Source organism: Paenibacillus sp. S150, from assembly GCF_019352175.1.
GTDB lineage: Bacteria > Bacillota > Bacilli > Paenibacillales > Paenibacillaceae > Paenibacillus_AQ.
On the sequence record NZ_JACBYI010000015.1, the window covers coordinates 1 to 17,362 of the forward strand.

At 55.5% G+C, this 17,362-nt stretch carries 16 protein-coding genes; 2 read left to right on the forward strand and 14 right to left on the reverse strand.

Features of this window, described 5'->3' with window-relative positions; genetic code table 11:
* Positions 1-373: 373 nt before the first annotated feature.
* Both HYD27_RS15125 and HYD27_RS15130 read right to left on the reverse strand, forming a co-directional pair.
* The gene (locus tag HYD27_RS15125; protein WP_219216481.1) at positions 374-1,414 is read right to left on the reverse strand and encodes an alpha/beta hydrolase family protein; all 1,041 of its coding nucleotides are present in this window, start codon (positions 1,412-1,414) and stop codon (positions 374-376) included.
* 373 nt (positions 1,415-1,787) lie between these two features.
* Complete coding sequence (locus tag HYD27_RS15130; RefSeq protein ID WP_219216482.1) at positions 1,788-2,459, reverse strand: hypothetical protein; 672 nt, start codon at positions 2,457-2,459, stop codon at positions 1,788-1,790.
* Positions 2,460-2,814: 355 nt separating this feature from the next.
* Here HYD27_RS15130 and HYD27_RS15135 point away from each other — a divergent pair, with 355 nt between their 5' ends.
* Positions 2,815-2,973: a hypothetical protein gene (locus HYD27_RS15135; RefSeq protein WP_219216483.1), complete on the forward strand. Its 159-nt coding sequence runs from the start codon at positions 2,815-2,817 to the stop codon at positions 2,971-2,973.
* 31 nt (positions 2,974-3,004) lie between these two features.
* Here HYD27_RS15135 and HYD27_RS15140 read toward each other — a convergent pair whose 3' ends face one another.
* Positions 3,005-3,199: a hypothetical protein gene (locus HYD27_RS15140; RefSeq protein WP_219216484.1), complete on the reverse strand. Its 195-nt coding sequence runs from the start codon at positions 3,197-3,199 to the stop codon at positions 3,005-3,007.
* A 240-nt stretch (positions 3,200-3,439) separates the two neighbouring features.
* On the opposite strand from HYD27_RS15140, the gene HYD27_RS15145 reads away from it, so the two are divergent.
* Complete coding sequence (locus tag HYD27_RS15145; RefSeq protein WP_219216485.1) at positions 3,440-3,844, forward strand: hypothetical protein; 405 nt, start codon at positions 3,440-3,442, stop codon at positions 3,842-3,844.
* Between the two features lie 386 nt (positions 3,845-4,230).
* Here HYD27_RS15145 and HYD27_RS15150 read toward each other — a convergent pair whose 3' ends face one another.
* From HYD27_RS15150 to HYD27_RS15200, 11 genes are all read right to left on the reverse strand, one after another.
* Positions 4,231-5,253 carry a LacI family DNA-binding transcriptional regulator gene (locus HYD27_RS15150; RefSeq protein ID WP_219216486.1) on the reverse strand — a complete coding sequence of 341 codons (1,023 nt, stop codon included), beginning with the start codon at positions 5,251-5,253 and terminating at the stop codon, positions 4,231-4,233.
* Positions 5,254-5,388: 135 nt separating this feature from the next.
* Positions 5,389-7,218, reverse strand: coding sequence for an APC family permease (locus HYD27_RS15155; RefSeq protein WP_219216488.1), 1,830 nt, complete (start codon positions 7,216-7,218; stop codon positions 5,389-5,391).
* A gap of 154 nt (positions 7,219-7,372) precedes the next feature.
* Positions 7,373-7,834, reverse strand: coding sequence for a hypothetical protein (locus HYD27_RS15160; protein ID WP_219216491.1), 462 nt, complete (start codon positions 7,832-7,834; stop codon positions 7,373-7,375).
* Between the two features lies 1 nt (position 7,835).
* A complete protein-coding gene (locus tag HYD27_RS15165; RefSeq protein WP_219216492.1) occupies positions 7,836-9,842 on the reverse strand; it encodes a S9 family peptidase in 2,007 nt (668 codons plus the stop codon).
* Positions 9,823-11,046, reverse strand: a complete 1,224-nt coding sequence (locus tag HYD27_RS15170) for a trans-sulfuration enzyme family protein (protein ID WP_219216494.1) — start codon at positions 11,044-11,046, stop codon at positions 9,823-9,825. Before HYD27_RS15170 ends, HYD27_RS15165 begins: the two co-directional genes overlap by 20 nt.
* 17 nt (positions 11,047-11,063) lie before the next feature.
* Positions 11,064-11,840, reverse strand: a complete 777-nt coding sequence (locus HYD27_RS15175) for a creatininase family protein (protein ID WP_219216496.1) — start codon at positions 11,838-11,840, stop codon at positions 11,064-11,066.
* Positions 11,827-12,840: an ABC transporter ATP-binding protein gene (locus HYD27_RS15180; RefSeq protein WP_219216498.1), complete on the reverse strand. Its 1,014-nt coding sequence runs from the start codon at positions 12,838-12,840 to the stop codon at positions 11,827-11,829. The genes HYD27_RS15175 and HYD27_RS15180 overlap by 14 nt, the downstream gene beginning before the upstream one ends.
* Complete coding sequence (locus HYD27_RS15185; RefSeq protein ID WP_219216500.1) at positions 12,837-13,811, reverse strand: ABC transporter ATP-binding protein; 975 nt, start codon at positions 13,809-13,811, stop codon at positions 12,837-12,839. Before HYD27_RS15185 ends, HYD27_RS15180 begins: the two co-directional genes overlap by 4 nt.
* Positions 13,812-13,823: 12 nt before the next feature.
* A complete protein-coding gene (locus HYD27_RS15190; RefSeq protein ID WP_219216502.1) occupies positions 13,824-14,753 on the reverse strand; it encodes an ABC transporter permease in 930 nt (309 codons plus the stop codon).
* Between the two features lie 23 nt (positions 14,754-14,776).
* Entirely contained in the window at positions 14,777-15,694 is a 918-nt protein-coding gene (locus HYD27_RS15195; protein WP_219216504.1) for an ABC transporter permease, read from the reverse strand.
* A gap of 74 nt (positions 15,695-15,768) precedes the next feature.
* Positions 15,769-17,319, reverse strand: a complete 1,551-nt coding sequence (locus HYD27_RS15200; protein ID WP_219216680.1) for an ABC transporter substrate-binding protein — start codon at positions 17,317-17,319, stop codon at positions 15,769-15,771.
* Between the last annotated feature and the right edge of the window lie 43 nt (positions 17,320-17,362).

Sequence of the window (17,362 nt, forward strand, 5' to 3'; positions counted from 1 at the left end):
ACCGACGTATTTTATGGTATTCTTCATAGTAACAGCTCCTTTCGCATGTAGCTCTGAAATGGTGGTTTTCACTTCCATTTTAACCTACGATGTGCGAACAGGGGCTGCCTTTCGTTCATCATAACTTCATGCTGTTTAGGGAGCCGAAAAAGCTTCGATTAGTATTACTTTTTCCACTTAGAACCTGGTGCAGGATGGCGCCAGCACTGAAGGCTGACAACCATCAGGTTTTTAGCTTGTCCCCCTCTTCCGCATGATCTTCAGGGCGGCCAATTTGTGCGCAGTTGACCTTCTATAACGAGTGTAAGTACCCGTTAGGAGCTCCCGTTCATGCTGGATGCTGTTCTCAATCCACTCCCGCAGCCAGCCAAGCCTAGCCCAATTGCTCCCGCAGCCAGGCGAACGCCGGACCGCCATGAATCTCATGGCCGCCGTCAAAGAGATCGGCAGTAACAGCGCTTACGCCCGCCGGATGGCTCCGGGCCGCGGCCGCATAAATCTCCTGCAATCTGGCATAAGCCCCGCGGGCCGCTTCCGGCGGGAACAGATGGTCCTTGTCCCCAACTTCAAGAAACAGTCCCCTTGGCGCGATCAGCCCCAGCAGGTCCGGCATTTCCGCATCATTCAGGAGGCCCGGAATATAATTGTCCAGGCAGTGGCTGCGCGACAGGATGCTTGCGGCAAAGGTGCTCGTATAGCCGCTGACCACCGCGCAGCGGAACCGCTCATCCAGCGCCGCTGCAAATCCGGCCACCAGCCCGCCGCCGGAGATTCCCATGATCCCGGTCCGCTCCGGAGCCGCATCCGTCCGCGACTGCAGATAATCCAGTACCCGGAGTGTCTCATACACCCGGAAGCCCGCCATGGTCTCCCCGGTCATCAGCAGCTGAGCGGACAGGCGGAAGCAGGAATTCCGCCCCGGCTCTCCGGCAAGCTTATCCTCAATGAGACGCCGGTCCCCGAAGCCGAACATCTCCGGGGCGGCGACCACAAAGCCCCTGCGGACCAGTGAAACCGCAAAGTCCTTATGCAGGCCCGGGGTATCCGTCCGCTCCGCGCCGTCCGGAGTCAGACCTACAATCTCGCGGCTGCCATAGCCATGCCCGTGAACCGCCACTACTGCCGGAGCAGGAAAACTAAGCGGCTGCTTCGGTATCATAAGATAGACCGGCATGCGAAGTCCTTCGTAGGTCGTAATCTCTAGCCGCTCCCGGATATAATCCGGACGCTCTGTCCGTTCGAGCAGCACCGGTGCCAGAGAAGCACGTACCGGCGGAAATCCGCCCAGACGCTGCAGGAACCGGCCTGACAGCGCTTGTCTCCACGCTGCGAAATCGCCTCCACTATGAAAGGCCAAGCTCCGGGGCGCGCCATTCAGCCTTCTTAGCATATAATTCTCAATTTCGCCGGTCATGCCAATCCCTCCATCATCGATATTGTAATGAATCACCTGATTAAAGTTGAGTGCTTATGCCGATAGGGAGCTCCGTAAATAGAGGTTCAGAGTATCCCGTTGCACTTTATGCAGCAGATATCCCCTAAATTAGCTGAATCACAGAAGCTATTGCACTTTGTACATCATAATCTCCCGAGAAAGCTGTTTCTGCCCCCCCATTGCCGAAATCTGTTGCACCGGATACAGCAGAATGCAATTCGTCGCCGAACCCGGACCGTTCTATTGCACAAAGTACAGTCATGCAACAGACCTCTGCTTGATTATCAGACTACAAATCTTTTTTCATTTAGATGTCTGCACACCCGGCAAGCTTTAGACCAGCCTCCTGTTCTCAGGAAGCCTTCGGCTTGCGCCACGCTCTCCTTCTAATGAACAGTGTGACGGCGGCAGCCAGCAGCAGCAGAATTGCACCTCCGGCAATCGCGGTATTTTTGATATTCGGTATGTACAAGACAAGACGCAGCGGTTCGGAGTCGGCCATGGTAATATGCCAGGTCAGCGTATTCCCGTCCTGCTCGGCAGCATTATTGGGACCATACAGATCATAGGGCACCGTGAGCCTGAAATCCAGCGCCAGGCTCTGCAGCAGCAGCCGGACAAGCGATTTCGGCACGCTCAGCGTTCCGAGGCCATCAATAATCTCCTCGGAATAAGCGTTCAGCTTGGGCTGGACCACCACATCATATCGGGTATACAGCCAATTGTTGTCGGTGACTGCCTGTGTGTCCACAATATCCAGGCTTCCCGCATTCAGCTGCAGATCCTCCAGTGAGGCATAGGATTTAAGAAATTGATATTCCGTAGCTTGGCCGACCTTCGTCTTGTGCAGCTCAATGCCTGCTGACTGCAGCCTGCTGCTGAGCAGCTCCTCTATTTTGCCGCCGGCCAGCGAATCCACGCGCGAATTCAGCTGGAGACTGAATGAGATGTCTATGCCCCCGTCCTTCTTCACCGTAACATCCGCCGTCCCACTGGCGCAGCCCGTCAGTAGAATAAGTAGCAACAGCATGCATCCCAAGCTGCCTAATCGCGTTCCCTTCAACACTGTTCCCCCGTTCCTGCAACATACTGCTATTGCTTAACCCGACCATCCGATAGCGAATCGTTTATTATATCCCCCAGGAATCCTATGCCGTCAGGCCCCCTGCTGTCAAGCAGCGGCTTGAACCTCTTGGCAGCCTGGATATCAGGCGCTGATTATGTAGTGCTTAATTTGTTGCATTAATATATTTCCAGCTTACCATACACGGTCTTTCCTTGTGCAGACTAACCTTGCTTTGCCCCTTGGCTGAGCCAGGAAAAGCGGCCGCTGGGTGATCAGACACTCCGGCATCTCGGCATAATGAAGCAGGCCGGGTGTGAAATTGCAGCCGCAGTGGAAGACAGCGGTGACGCTGTCCTTGATGGTGCTGGGAAGCCGGTCAAGGCGACCGCCTTCAGGCGTTCATCCAACACAGCTGCCGCCGGAGAAGCCAGGGATGCCGATACGCTCGGCACCGGGGCGGGCGGACAAATAGCGCCGCAAGCAGCTCGTTACGCGCAACCCGGTCAGCGTCTTGCCTGCGGCAGCTGCGTGGACATGCGGTAGGAGGATGGCGCAGCCCGGTTCTCCGCCAGATCCTTCAGCACCCGCTCGCCGAATCCGACAATATCAGGCGTGTTAACGACCAGCCCCCGCCGCACAAATTGCAGGGGTGAAATGCTGCTGAGACTGAAATTTGTGACGTCGGGAGAAGAGGGCAAGCGGCTCCGATTTCTTTTGATACACAAATCCATAAAATGATTTAAACTTATTTTTTATTTCGAAATAGTGTTAAAATATGGATGAGGCCATTCATGGCTATCCGGCCTGCTTGCGGCCATAAGGGGGAATGCTCTGAAACAGGATGAAAGCTATAAGCGCCGTTTGGCAGAAGCTAGTTCAGCTCCCGTAGAGCACGGGCAATTGTAACCGCATTCAAGTTAAAAGGAGAGTGAATTTTTATGAAAAAATGGACAAGAGTCCTGCTGCTGACCGCAGCGATGTCAATGTTTGGAGCAATTTCAGCCTTTGCCGCCGCTGAGGTCGAACCCAACAATGACCTTGGCTCCGCGAATACGGCCCATTACGGCGGCGATTACAGTCTCGGCTACATTTCTTCCATCTCGGATATGGACTGGTGGGTGCTTACCGCAAACCGGACCGGCAGCCATTCCATTACGTTCAGCCGCAATAACCAGCCCTTCAATCTCAATATCTATTCGCCAGCCGGCACCTTACTCTACAGCGGCGACGGCAGCTCCATCATCACATTGAACCTGGTGGAAGGACAAACCTACCGCTTTTTGGTGTACGCCACATCTGTTCCGACCAACTACTATTATCCTTATTCTATTGTAGTGAACTAATCGGCAACCCTCCGCATTGGCATCGAACCGATTCTTGAAATTAACGGGCTGCTCTCCTTGACAGTAAAATCTGTTTAGGAGGGCAGCCTGGTCCATGTTCAGCCGTTCAGCCGCTGCGCTTTCTCGAAGCCCATATCGGTAAGATGCTGCAAAATCAATTCCCGCCCCGCGATCCCGGCTATCCCCTAATTTCGCGGTTCCTTTTTCAAAACATAACTTATACACAACAAAAGAAATTCATAATTTCCTAAAAAATAAAAAAAGCATCCACATAGCATGCAGGCGCAGCGCGGATGCTCCTAACCTCTGATTATTTTGCCAGGGACAGTATGAAGACGCAGCCTCAAGGATACCCCCTGAAGAGCTGTTCGCTAATCTGAAGTTCATTAATCCGGATCTTCGGGCCTTCTCTTCGAAGACCCCTTAACCACCAGCGTAGATTTCAGCTCAATCAGCCGGTGGCCTGAGCTGACATTGCCGTTCATACGGTCAATCAGCCTCTCTGCGAGCCGGACTCCCATTTCATAGAGCGGCTGCTCCACCGAGCTGATCTTCGGCTCAACATAATGGGTCAGACGGATGTTATCCACACCCACCACTGCCATGGCATCCGGGATGTTAAGGCCCAGCTCTGCGCAGGCCTTGTAGACACCGAGCGCCATCTCGTCATTGGCGGTGAAGACCGCAGTGAACCCGGAAGGCTCCGCATACAGCCGCTTAAATGCTTCGTATCCGCCTTCCTCGCAGAAATCCCCGTTGCCGGTCAGCTGCGGCTGGTATGGCAGCCCCGCTTCCGCCAAGCCTTCACGGTAGCCTTCCAGCCGCTCCCGGCTGTCGGGCGCATTGGCATACCCGCACAGGCAGGCGATCATCCGGTGTCCGTTCTCCACCAGATGCCGCACCACCGTCCGGCCAATCTCCCGGTTGTCGGTGAAGGCGCAGGGGATGTCAGCATGCTCCAGCCTCCGGCCGATCACTCCCAGACTGTAGCCCGCATCGGCAAGTACGGTTATCTCGCCGTCAGGCAGCTGCGGAGCCACCAGAATCATGCCGTCCGCCGTACGGTTCTGCAGCAGAGACAGATACTCCAGCTCCTTGTCCTTCTCGTTCTGCGCATCGCAGATCAGAATCTTGTAGCCCAGCCTGTTGGCGGAATTCTCGATTCCTTTGATAATCTCCGCATTATAGGACACGCGGATATCCGTCACGACAACCCCCAGGGTCATCGTCTTCCGCGAACGCAGCTGCTTGCCCATGGCGTTCGGGGTGTAGTTCAGCTCCCGGATGGCCTGCAGCACCTTCCGGCGCGTCTTCTCCGTAACCAGCGGGCTTTCGTTCAGCACGCGGGAGACGGTGGCGGAAGACACCTGCGCCTTCTGCGCCACATCAATGATTTTACTGTCCCTCATAGACTCACGCTCTCATTAGTTGATAACGCCATTATAAGGGCTATTGTCTTATCCGGTCCATTCCTGCGATATGCTGTTCATGCGCTCCGCTGCCGGTGGAGCATAAACATATACGAAAGGATGTATAGCGGATAGCTATTTCTTCAGATGATAGGGCACCGTTGTAATGATAACATCCCGGCGGTACAGCAGATGTGCGCGGAGCAGCAGGCTGGATTGGTTATGCAGGATATTGTGCCAGCCCTTCTTCGGAATGAACTGCGGCACGACCACCGTGACCTGGTAATGGGATTCGCTTGCCTTGCGCTGGACCGTGTCGATGAACTTGGCCAGCGGGTGAATGATGCTGCGGTACGGCGAATACAGCGTCACCAGCCGGATCTCGGGATGGAATTTTTTCCACTTCTCTTGGAATACCGCATCATCCTCCCGTTCGAACGGGACATGCACGGCAATAATCTGCTCGGCGGACAGCGATTTGGCATACCGGAGCGAATTCTCCACCACATGTGTAATCCCGGCAACCGGCAGGATAATGATATTCCCCTCAATCGCCAGCGGCGGCTCTTCGCAGGTGGAGATCCGAAGCTGGTCAGCGACAGCCTCATAGTGCTTGTGAATCCGGTAGAACAGCAGAATGATCAGCGGCAAGAAGATCAGAACGGGCCAGACCTGCGGAAATTTGGTCAGAAAGAACATCAGCGTAACAATAAAACTGATCAATGCGCCCGCTGTATTAATCATGAACTTGGCAGCCCAGCCCGGAGGCTTCCGGGTAATCCACTTGACCATCATCCCGCTCTGCGAGAGCGTAAACGGAATGAACACGCCAACGGCATACAGCGGGATCAGGTGCTCGGTCCGGCCTTCGAAGGCAATGATCAGCAGAATCGACAGCAGGCCCAGAATCAGAATGCCGTTGGAATATCCCAGCCGGTCTCCCCGGACTGTGAACATTCGCGGAATGAACTTGTCTTTGGCCAGATTTACCGCCAGCAGCGGAAACGCGGAGTAGCCGGTATTCGCTGCCAGCACCAGGATCAGCGCAGTCGTTCCCTGCACAAAAAAATACATGATATTCCGGCCAAAAACCTGCTCGGCAATGATAGAGACCACCGTTGCATCTTCCCTGGGAGTAACTCCAAAGTAATACGCCAGGAACACGATTCCAGTAAATAAGACCGCCAGCAGTGCGCCCATGGCGGCAAGCGTTTTGGCCGCATTGTTCGGCGCAGGCGCCCTGAAGTTGGGAATGGCATTGGAGATCGCCTCCACCCCTGTCAGCGCCGAGCTGCCCGAGGAGAAGGCCTTCAGCAGCAGGAACAGGCTGATTCCCGCAACCGGAGTGCCGATAGGGGCGTGCAGGCCATCCGGGACGCTGCCGCTGAGGATTTTGAACAGGCCCAGACCAATCATGATAAATAATACCAGCACAAACAAATAGACCGGATAAGCGAGGAAGGACGCCGACTCCGTAACGCCGCGCAGATTCAGAGTCGTAATGATCAGAACGAAAATAACGGCAATCAGCACATTAAACGGATGCAGGCCCGGAAAAGCCGAGGTAATCGCGTCGGTTCCGGCCGAAACGCTCACAGCCACGGTCAATATGTAGTCCACCAGCAGCGAGCCGCCGGCCACCAGTCCGGGATACTTTCCCAGGTTCTCTTTGGATACCACATACGCTCCGCCGCCCTGGGGATAGGCAAATATAATCTGCCGGTAGGATAATATCAAGGCCAGCAGCAGAACCAGAACCCCTGCAGCAATGGGAATGGAGTACCAGAACGCCGCCGCGCTGAGAGTAACCAGTACCAACAAAATTTGCTCAGGGCCATAAGCGACCGAGGATAAGGCATCTGAAGAAAGAATCGCCAGCGCTTTGGTTTTGTTCAGTTTCTGGTCGCCGAGCTGATCCGACTTCAGCGGCCGCCCAATCAGGAATCTTTTTACCGAAGACATCATCAGCCTCACCCGTCACTTTTTTAAAGTTATATTACCCTTGGAAGCAAGGAATTATCTCAGTGCCCAGTTCCCTATTATACGCTCCTTAGGCAAATGCGGTTGAGCTTCTTTTCAGTTCATATTCCTCCAAAAAACGGCGTCTGATGCAGATGCATCACTGCACAAGCTCGCTTTTATTCTGAAGCGTGTAATTCCGTTTGTCTTCTGCGGCGGACGGTCCTCCTTCAACCACATTCCACTGCCGGTAAATAAGAGCACGCAGCAGCTCCGCCTGTTCCCCGGTAAGCTCAACCCGCTTCAGACTTGCGCCCTCATGCACGTAATCCTCATTCTCCAGCAGCTTAAACCGGAACCGCAGCAGCTTCTTCAGCCCATTGGCATGCAGAAATCCGAATTCATAGCCTTCAAGGACCGCCTGCTCCCAATTCACATGCATGTCTTCAGCGAGTTGCGCGCGCTCTTCGAGATCCATGCCGGGTTCGGCCAGCAGGCTCTTCAGAGCTGAGAAATTCTTATTTGTCAAAGCTTCAATAACAGCCGTATCCGGCACACCGCTGCTGAGGACGTTCTCAAGCAGCAGCGCGAACGGCAACGGCAGCCGCATCCGTGGCATCATATCACTCACCTCCGGCTAAATATTGCTTGAACCAGGCATTGACTTCCTGCAGGGCCCCTGTGCGGTAAGATGGCTTGCCGAGCTTCAGGAACGTATGGCCTGAGCCCGGATAGCGGAGCAGACGCGCCTTCTTCCCGAGACGCTTCAGTGCGGTATACCATTCATCCGACTGTCCGGGAGGACAGCGGAGGTCCTGCTCCCCATGCATAATCAGCATTGGAATCCCCACCTGCTTAACGTGGGCCAGAGGGGATCTGGACCACAGCAGCTCCGCATGCTCCCAAGGATTTCCCCCGGCGATTCCTTCTGTATAGGTGATGCCAATATCGCTGAGCCCATAGAAGGACAGCCAGTTGGAGATTCCACGCTGGGAGACCGCAGCGCGGAACCGGCTCGTATGCGAAACAATCCAATTCGTCATAAGTCCGCCGTAGCTCCCTCCCATGACTCCAAGACGGTTCACATCAATGCAGCTGCAACCGGCAACCGCCGCATCCACAATATCCATCAGATCCTGATAGTCTCCGTTGCCGAAGTCCCCCCGGCAGGCCCGGGCGAAATCATGGCCGTAGCCGAAGCTGCCCCGGGGATTGGCGAACAATACCGCATAGCCTTCAGCAGCCAGAACCTGCAACTCGTGGCTGTAGGCTGGCGAATACATGGCGTGCGGACCGCCGTGAATCACCAGAATAAGCGGAACCTTGCGGCCCGCCTTCAAGCCCTGCGGCTTCATGATCCAGCCATGGATCTTATAGCCGTCTGCTGTATCTGCGGTTATCGGCTCGGGCCGGCTGAGGCTTAATTTGCCCATCAGCTTCTTGTTCATGCTCGTTAATCTGAGCACCTCCCCCGTCCGGATATCAATACGGATCAGTTCGGCAGGCCCGCTCATATCCATGGCGGCAGCCACGATATAAGAGCCTTCCGGTGCAGCGGATATCTGGTGTACATCCAGCTCACCGGCTGTAACGGCTTCAGGCGCTTCATTCCTGCTGAACCGGCACACATGGGCCTGGCCCCGGAATGTCGCCAGCGCATAAATAACCGGTTCTCCGGCCAAAAATAAAGGTCCGGGTGCTGCCATGCCTGACTTCACATCATTCAATATGAAATTACCGAGCTGCATTTCCGTCTCCGTGTGGAAGACCTCCGGCATCCCGCCTCCGGCCGGGAGTGTGTAGAGGCGGTTCTGCGTTCCGCTCCCATAGGTCCGGTCATCTCCGATAAGCGCAAAGCTGCTGCCGTCAGGAGAATAAGCAAACTGGGCAATATTCAAGGTGGAAGCGGATCTCTTCTTCCCCTTCATATGGGTCAGGTTAATCGTATACAGATCATTGAAGGGAACCAGATCGGGGTCCGGCGCCTCTTCGTCCACAAGCTTTGACAGAAATGCAACCTCCTGTCCATCCGGCGACCATGCAGGCTGTGCGGCATTATATTTCCCGGAGGTTAGCTGGGTAACCGCACCGCTTCCGGTGTAGAGCAGGAAAAGGTGGGAATATAAGCCATCCCACCAGCCTGCGCCCTCGGCCTTGGGAATCGTGCGTTCATATGCTTTGCCGCGGATGTTCTCCAGGGCCTTGGCCTTCTCCGGTGCCAGCGATTCCACATGAGCGTCATTGCTGACCTTGGCTGTATATACAATCATCCCGCTGTCCGGCGACCAGGAGAAGCTGCCGACTCCGCGCCTGGCATGTGTCAGCTGTGCAAGCCCTTGCCCGGAAGGGGACACCGTCCATACCTGCCGGCCATCCCCGGCGATCCGGATAAAGGCAAGCCTGGTCCCGTCAGGCGACCACTGCGGAGCACTGTCCTTGTCGCCCTCCGTAAGCGGAATATCCGACTTTCCGTCCATAGATACCGCCCGAATATAGGTGCGGTAGTCATTGTTCACCGGATTTATCTCTTTTACCATATAAGCAGCAATGAGCCCTGCCGGATGTACCGCCGGATCACTGACCAGCCGGTATTGCATCAGAGTCTCAGGTTTAACCGGTTTTACTCCCATGGGCATGCTCCTCCTTATGCTGTAATTGACCGAGTGCCTGCTCAAGGTCCGCAATGATATCCCCTGCATCCTCCAGTCCCACGGACATGCGGATCAACCCGTCCGTAATGCCGAACTTCAGCCTGTCCGCAGCAGGGATCGAATAGTGGGTCATCGTGGCGGGATGCTGAACCAGCGTCTCCGGATCACCGAGGCTGAATGAAATCATAGCGAGCTTAAGGCTGTCCATGAACTTCTTGCCTGCGGCAAGGCCCCCCTCCACCTCAAAGGAAACGATGCCGCCCATTCCCTTCATTTGCGCTTTTGCCAAGTGATGCTGCGGGTGTCCGGCCAGGCCGGGATAATGAACCTTGCTGACGGAAGGATGATTCTGCAAGTATTCGGCGATTCTCTGCGCATTCCCACAATGTGTGCGGACCCGCAGGCCCATTGTTTTCAACCCTCTCAGGATGAGGAACGCTTCCCAGGCATTCAGGTTCTGTCCGAGATCGCCCGTAATCCGTTTGCGGATAAAATCAATGATCCTTTTGCAGCCGACTACAAGCCCCGCAACAACATCTCCGTGCCCGTTAATGTATTTGGTTGCGCTGTGCACGACGAGGTCTGCCCCAAGCTCCAGCGGCTTCTGGAGGCATGGTGTCATGAACGTGCTGTCCACAATCAGCGGCAGCCCCCGGGAATGGGCCAGCCCGGCCAACGCTCGCAGATCAAGCACGGTCAGCAGCGGATTGGAAGGTGTTTCTACAAATAAAGCTTTGGTATTGGGCTGGACAGCCGCAGCTACGGCTTCAAGGTTGGTGCAATCCACAAAAGAATGAGTGATTCCGAACCGCGGAGCCGTCAGAGCTACAAAATTGTAGGTGCCCCCGTAAACATCCCGGGTAACAAGCACATGATCTCCTGCCTGGAGATAAGCCAGCAGTGCGGCAGAAATTGCAGCCATGCCGCTGCTGAGCCCGATGCACTCCTCCCCGCCCTCCAGCTCGGCAATCTTCCGTTCCAGCGTCTGCGTTGTCGGATTGCCGTACCTGCCGTAATAGGCGCCTTCCCTCTGACCCGCAACCACTTCGGCAGCGGTGTCCGTATCCGGGAAGGCATAGGCCACGGCGGGAATAATCGGCTGCGAGACAGCTCTTGTGCGCTCATCCGGCTGGTGGCAGCCATGAACAGCCAAGGTGTCGAAGCTCCAGTTTGCATGTGCCATCGTACAGTCCTCCTTCGTCATTCTCCCGTCTGTGCCTCCTGCCGCTGGGCAGTGTCTTTCAATCCCCACTCCTCTTGCAGGAACTGTACCATCCGGTCAACTGCCCGGTTTACGAGCAGCTGCCCTTTTTCTGCCGTTGCCAGCGCCGAATTGCCCATGGTGCCCCATTCACTGTTGTCAGACAGCTTGCCGTACTTCATAATCTCGGGAAAAGCATCCGGCGACTTGCGTTCCACGCTGCGGGTCAGCTCCCGGTTAACCAGCTCCGGGTACAGCGCCAGCATTACCGAGGTGCCCGCCTCTCCGGCATGGGAATGCGCCAGCCCTCCTGATTGCAGCACATTCTGGTCCACTGTTTTCATGAAGCGCCAGATATCAATCTGCGCTTTGCGGATCTCCTGGCGCTCTCTGAGCGAATAAGCGATTTGGCTGATAATGCCCACATTGCCGGCATGGCCGTTCAAGAACAGAAAGTCCTTGAACCCCCATTTCAGCAGACTGTTGACCACATCGTTCAGATAGCCCTTGAAGCTCTCGGGAGAAATTGTGATGGTGCCCGGAAATTCATCAAGCATCGCGGAATCTCCGGCCTCCAGCACCGGGCCGATGACAGCGCCGGTACGGGCAGCTACAAGCTCTGCCAGTCTGCCTGCGACCAACGTATCGGAGCCCATAGGCAGATGATGGCCGTAGGGTTCGATGGCTCCTACCGGAATAATAGCCAGATCCGTTTCTTTCTTACGCTCGGTGAAGGCAGCCCAGCTCATCTCTTTCAGGTAATTACTTTGCGGCATCTTCATGCTCCTTTCGATGCAGGGGGTAATGGCAAGCGGAATAATGGCCCTCCTGATGCTCCAGCAGCTCCGGCGCTTGTTCCCGGCACAGCCCGGCAGCATAGGGGCAACGCGGATGAAAAGCGCAGCCGCGCGGCGGGTCCGCCGGATTCGGAAGCTCGCCGCTGAGCGGTGTCCGCTTCTTGCGCAGCCTGGGATCGGACACCGGAACCGAGGCCAGCAGCGCTTCGGTATACGGATGGTCCGGCCGCTCAAACAGCTCGTCACGACCGGCAATTTCCACAATCCGTCCCAGATACATGACCGCGATCCGGTCACTGATATGCTTGACGGACGGCAGGCCGTGAGCAATAAAGATATAGGTCAGATGGAACTGCTCCTGCAGATCCTTCAGCAAATTAAGAATTTGCGCCTGAATGGATACATCCAGCGCGGATACAGGCTCATCGCAGACAATCAGCTTCGGATTCAACGCAAGCGCCCGGGCAATGCCGATTCTCTGGCGTTGTCCTCCGCTGAATTCATGCGGGTAGCGGCTGGCCTGGTTCTCGTTCAGCCCCACGGCCCGGAGCAGCCGGTATACTTCCCGTTTCAGTTCGGCACCCTTGGCTTGGCCGTGCACGATCAGCGGCTCTGCCACAACATCGAAGACCTTCATTCGCGGGTTGAGTGAGGAATACGGGTCCTGGAACACGAATTGCAGGTCCCGGCGGACCTCTCTCATCTCTGCTTCGCTGAGTGCGGCCAGATCTCTGCCTTCAAATATAATCTGCCCTTCGGTAGGCTCCTGCAGCTTGGTGACCAGTTGTCCCATCGTCGATTTGCCGCAGCCCGATTCCCCGACTACTCCCAGTGTTTCACCCGGAAATACATGGAAATCAAGCCCGTCCACCGCCCGCACTGCACCGGTGTCTCTTCCCAGCCAGCCCTTTTTAACCGGATAATGCTTCTTCAGTCCCCGCACCTCCAGCAAGGGAGGCTCTTTGTGCTGACAGCTCATGGCTGCACCCCCTCTGCTTTCAGACAGCTGACGCGGTGTCCTGCGGATTTCTCTTCAAGACGCGGCTTGGTCTGTGTGCACCGTTCATCCGCATAGGCACACCTGGGATGGAAGGGGCAGCCTGCGGGCATGGAGAGCATATTCGGCACCGAGCCGGGAATGGAGTCCAGACGCTCTCGCTGCTCATTCATCCTGGGCAGCGAGCCCAGCAAGCCAATGGTATAGGGATGCTTGGGGTGCTCGAACAATTCATAGACCGGGGCCTCTTCCACAATTTCACCGGCATACATAACCGCCACCTTGTCGGCCATTTCGGCTACCACCCCAAGATCATGCGTGATGAGAATAACACCGGCGTTCTCCTCTGTGCTGAGGGTTTCGATTAAATCCAGAATCTGTGCCTGGATCGTGACATCAAGCGCAGTTGTAGGCTCATCCGCAATGAGCAGCTTGGGGCGGCAGGCCAGGGCGATAGCAATCATGACCCGCTGGCGCATGCCGCCGGAGAGCTGGTGGGGAAAGCTCCGGGCAATCTTGCTGCCGTTGGAAATGCCGACCTTTTCCAGCATTTCAACGCTTTTATGCGCAGCGGCCTGCTTCCCCAGTCCCTGATGCTTCCGCAGCACTTCGCTGATCTGATTGCCGATAGTGAATACAGGATTCAGCGAAGTCATCGGCTCTTGAAAAATAATAGAGATATCATTGCCCCGCAGCTTGCGCATTTCGCTCCTTGGCAGCTTCAGCAAGTCTCTGTCTTCAAACAGGATTTCTCCGCCGGCAATCCGTCCCGGCGCAGCCACCAGGCCCATAATGGACATAGACGTTACACTCTTCCCGCTGCCCGATTCCCCGACAATCGCCAGAGTTTCACCCTGGTCTACGGAGAAGCTGACACCGTTCACCGACGGAATCAGGCCCTCATCGGTTTTAAAATACGTTTTTAAGCCGCGGACCTCCAGCAAATGGGTCATGCCAGTCCCCCCTTATCCTTTCGCTTTCATGCGCGGGTCCAGCACATCACGCAGCCAGTCTCCCAGAAAAATAACGCCAAGCACGGTAATCGTGATCGCGATCCCCGGAAATGTCGCAACCCACCAACTGGTAGCTATATATTGCCTGCCGTCGCTGAGCATGCCGCCCCAAGATACGGCCGGAGGCTTAATGCCAAGGCCCAGGAAGCTGAGAGAAGCCTCCAATATAATAGTCGTCGCCACGTTCATTCCTGAAATGACGATAAATGAAGAAACTACATTGGGAAGAATATGCTTGAACAGAATCCGGGAATTTCTTGAGCCGACAGCTTTGGCGGCTTTGACAAAATCCCGCTCCTTCAGGCTGAGCACCTCTCCCCGGACCACTCTGGCATAGGATACCCAATTGGTAATGCCGATGACAAAAATCAGAGTTGTAAGACCCGGCCCGATGACAGCGAGCACAACGAGCATCAGCAGAATGGTCGGAATCGCCAGGAAGGAATCGGCGATCCGCATAATCAGGGCATCGATCCATTTGCCGTAATACCCGGATACAAGTCCGAGAACCGCGCCGATAGCACCGGATACGAGAACCGCGCCAATGCCGACAATCAGGGAGACTTGCGCTCCGTATACGATACGGCTGTAGATATCCCGCCCCAGATTGTCCGTCCCCAGCAGATGGTCAAGGCTTCCCCCGTCCATCCAGGCCGGAGGCTTCAGGCGCAGCATCGGGTCCAGCTCGGCCGGATCATAGGTCGCCAGCAGCGGAGCAAACAGCGCCACCAGAGAGACCATGAGGACCAGTGCCGCACCGACGGTACCTGTCTTGCTCCGCAGCAGCAGCGCAAGCAGCCGTCTGCCCCTGCCGGCCCCCGCTTCCCGCTTTCCAAGCTCCGCAGAGGGGCGGCCGGTAGGCGGACTGTCTGTTTTCTGCATGGTTCACACGCCCTCTCTGTAAATTAGCTGTACTTGATACGCGGATCAAGAAAACGGTACACGAGATCAGTCAGAATGTTCCCGGCAATAACAATAATGGCAATGACAAAAACAGCGGCCTGCACAATCGCCATATCGTGGTTGTTGACGGAGGTCACCAGCAGCTGGCCGAGACCCGGCCAGGCAAAAACCGTCTCCGTAATCAGTGTGCCGCCGATCAGACCTGTAAACTGCAGGCTCATCACAGTCACCACAGGAATCAGCCCATTGCGGAAGGCATGCTTGCCAACCACAAGGATCTCCAGAATCCCTTTGCTTCTGGCGGTCCGGATATAGTCCTGGTTCAGTATTTCCAGCATATTGGAGCGGATCAGCCGGGTCATCTGCGCAGCCAGGCCGACAGCCAGTGTTATAGCGGGCAGCACAAGATGGGTGATTCCGCCTCTGCCGGAGACGGGCAGGAACCCCAGAGTTACGGAGAAGAGCAGAATCAGCATAATGCCCATCCAGAAGTTCGGCATCGCCTTCCCGAGCACAGACACACCGGAGATGATCAGATCCGCAAAGGTATTTCTTTTTACGGCTGACCAGATCCCCAGTGGAACGGCAATCAGAACCGCCAGCAGCATCGCCGCCACCGCAAGCTCAAAGCTGGCCGGAAGACGCTCCAGAACCAGCGGCAGCGCGGATTGCCCGTAATGAAAGGAGGTGCCGAAATCCCCCTGAACCGCACTGGCGATAAAGATGGCATATTGTGTGTAGAGCGGCTTATCTAAGCCCAGCGCCACGGTTAGCGCCTGCCGGTCTTCCTCGGTGGCTGTTTCCGGAAGCATTAGCGCTACCGGGTCGCCGGTCACCCGGACAAGCACGAACACAATCAAAGAAATGAAGAACAGCACGGGTATCATTTGAAGAAAAGATTTCGCAACATATTTCGCCAAGTGCAGTGACCCCCTCCCGTATTCATATCAAGGGGAGTCTCCCATATCCGTTCCCCCGGTGTTATTTTCAAGCTCTAGTTCTTGGGTGTAATCTCTTCGGCGTAGAACATTTCATCCTTGCCCGGCTTGTAGTCGATCCTGGAACCGACACCATAGACTGCTTCCACCTGGAAGAGATACACGGCCGGACGCTCCTCGGCAAGAATTTGCTGGACCTGCTGATATTGCCGGGTCCGCTCTTCAGCATTCATATTTGTCAGTGCCGCCTGCAGCAGGGCTTCAACCTCGGGGTTGTTATAATCCGTCTCCCCTTTGGCTCTGTCCAGCAAGAAGCGGTTGTAATTGTTGGAGGCATCGTTCAAGGAATTGCCGATACCGATCATGAACATCTCCCCGAAGGTTTTGGAGCTCATTTTCTCACTGAAGGCGCTGGCTTCCATCACATCCAGATTGACGGTGAAGCCAACCTTGGTCAGCATGGCGGAAACGACCTCTGCATACTCCTTATATTGCGATTGAACCGACAGGGAGAGCGCCGCCTCCCCTTCTCCATATCCGGCTTCTGTCAGCAGGGCTGCCGCGCGGTCCGGATCGTAGAGAGTCTGCTCATACAGGCTTGGGTCTGCACCGAAATTGCCGGGGGTTACTGAAGTGCGGGTCACTACACCGGAGCCGCCGGCAATACTGTCAACAATGGCTTGCTTGTCAATGGCCAAATCAATGGCTTCGCGTACCTTAGGATCAGCGGTTACACTGCCTTCGGTCATCCGCAGAATCAATTGCAGCACACGCTGCACCGGTGTTATGGCGATGGAGGTATTTTCCGCCGCTTCAATCCGCTCCACATCGGTGGATGGAACATCCGAGATCAGGTCAACGCCGCCGGTCAGCAGTTCGGATACCCGGGTGGAAGCTTCGGGAATCGTCCGGAATACAAGCTCATCCCATTTGGGAGTGCCGCCGAAGTAATCATCGTTGCGCACCAGCTCAATCCGGTCATCCTTGGCCCATTTCTGGAATTTGTACGGACCTGTGCCTACCGGAGCCGCGAGGAAAGCTTCCATCCCCTGCTCTTCAATATATTTGGAAGGCAGCATGCCGGAGCCCATACGGGACAAGCGGTTTAGAAAGATCGGATCAGGACCGTCAGTGATTATATCCACCGTGTAGTCGTCAATAATGTTAACGGCCTTAATTTGTTTGTACAGGGAGTTCTGCTTCAGCGCGCTGTCTGTCGCGATCCGCTCAAGCGTATACTTGACATCCGCAGCAGTAAAGGGATCACCATTGTGGAACTTGACATCACTGCGCAATTTGAAGCGCCAGGTGGTGTCGTCTACCTGCTCCCAGGATTCGGCAAGCACGGGAACCTTGTTTCCGTCCACATCGTTGCGCAGCAGATAATCGTACATATTGACAAGGACAGCTTCGCTGACCGTCGTATTGTTGTTATGGACATCGAAGCTTTGAATATCCGCAGGAATGGCAATCGTCAGTACCATGGGAGAAGTATCCGCCGTACTGCCTGCATTGCTGTCATTCCCGGTGCTGCCTTCCACCGCTGCCGTATTGTTCCCTCCGCCACAAGCTGTGAGCAAGAGCATCAGCACCATCACAACTGTCATTCCTTTAACCTGCCATCTGCGCAAGAATAATCATCTCCTTGAT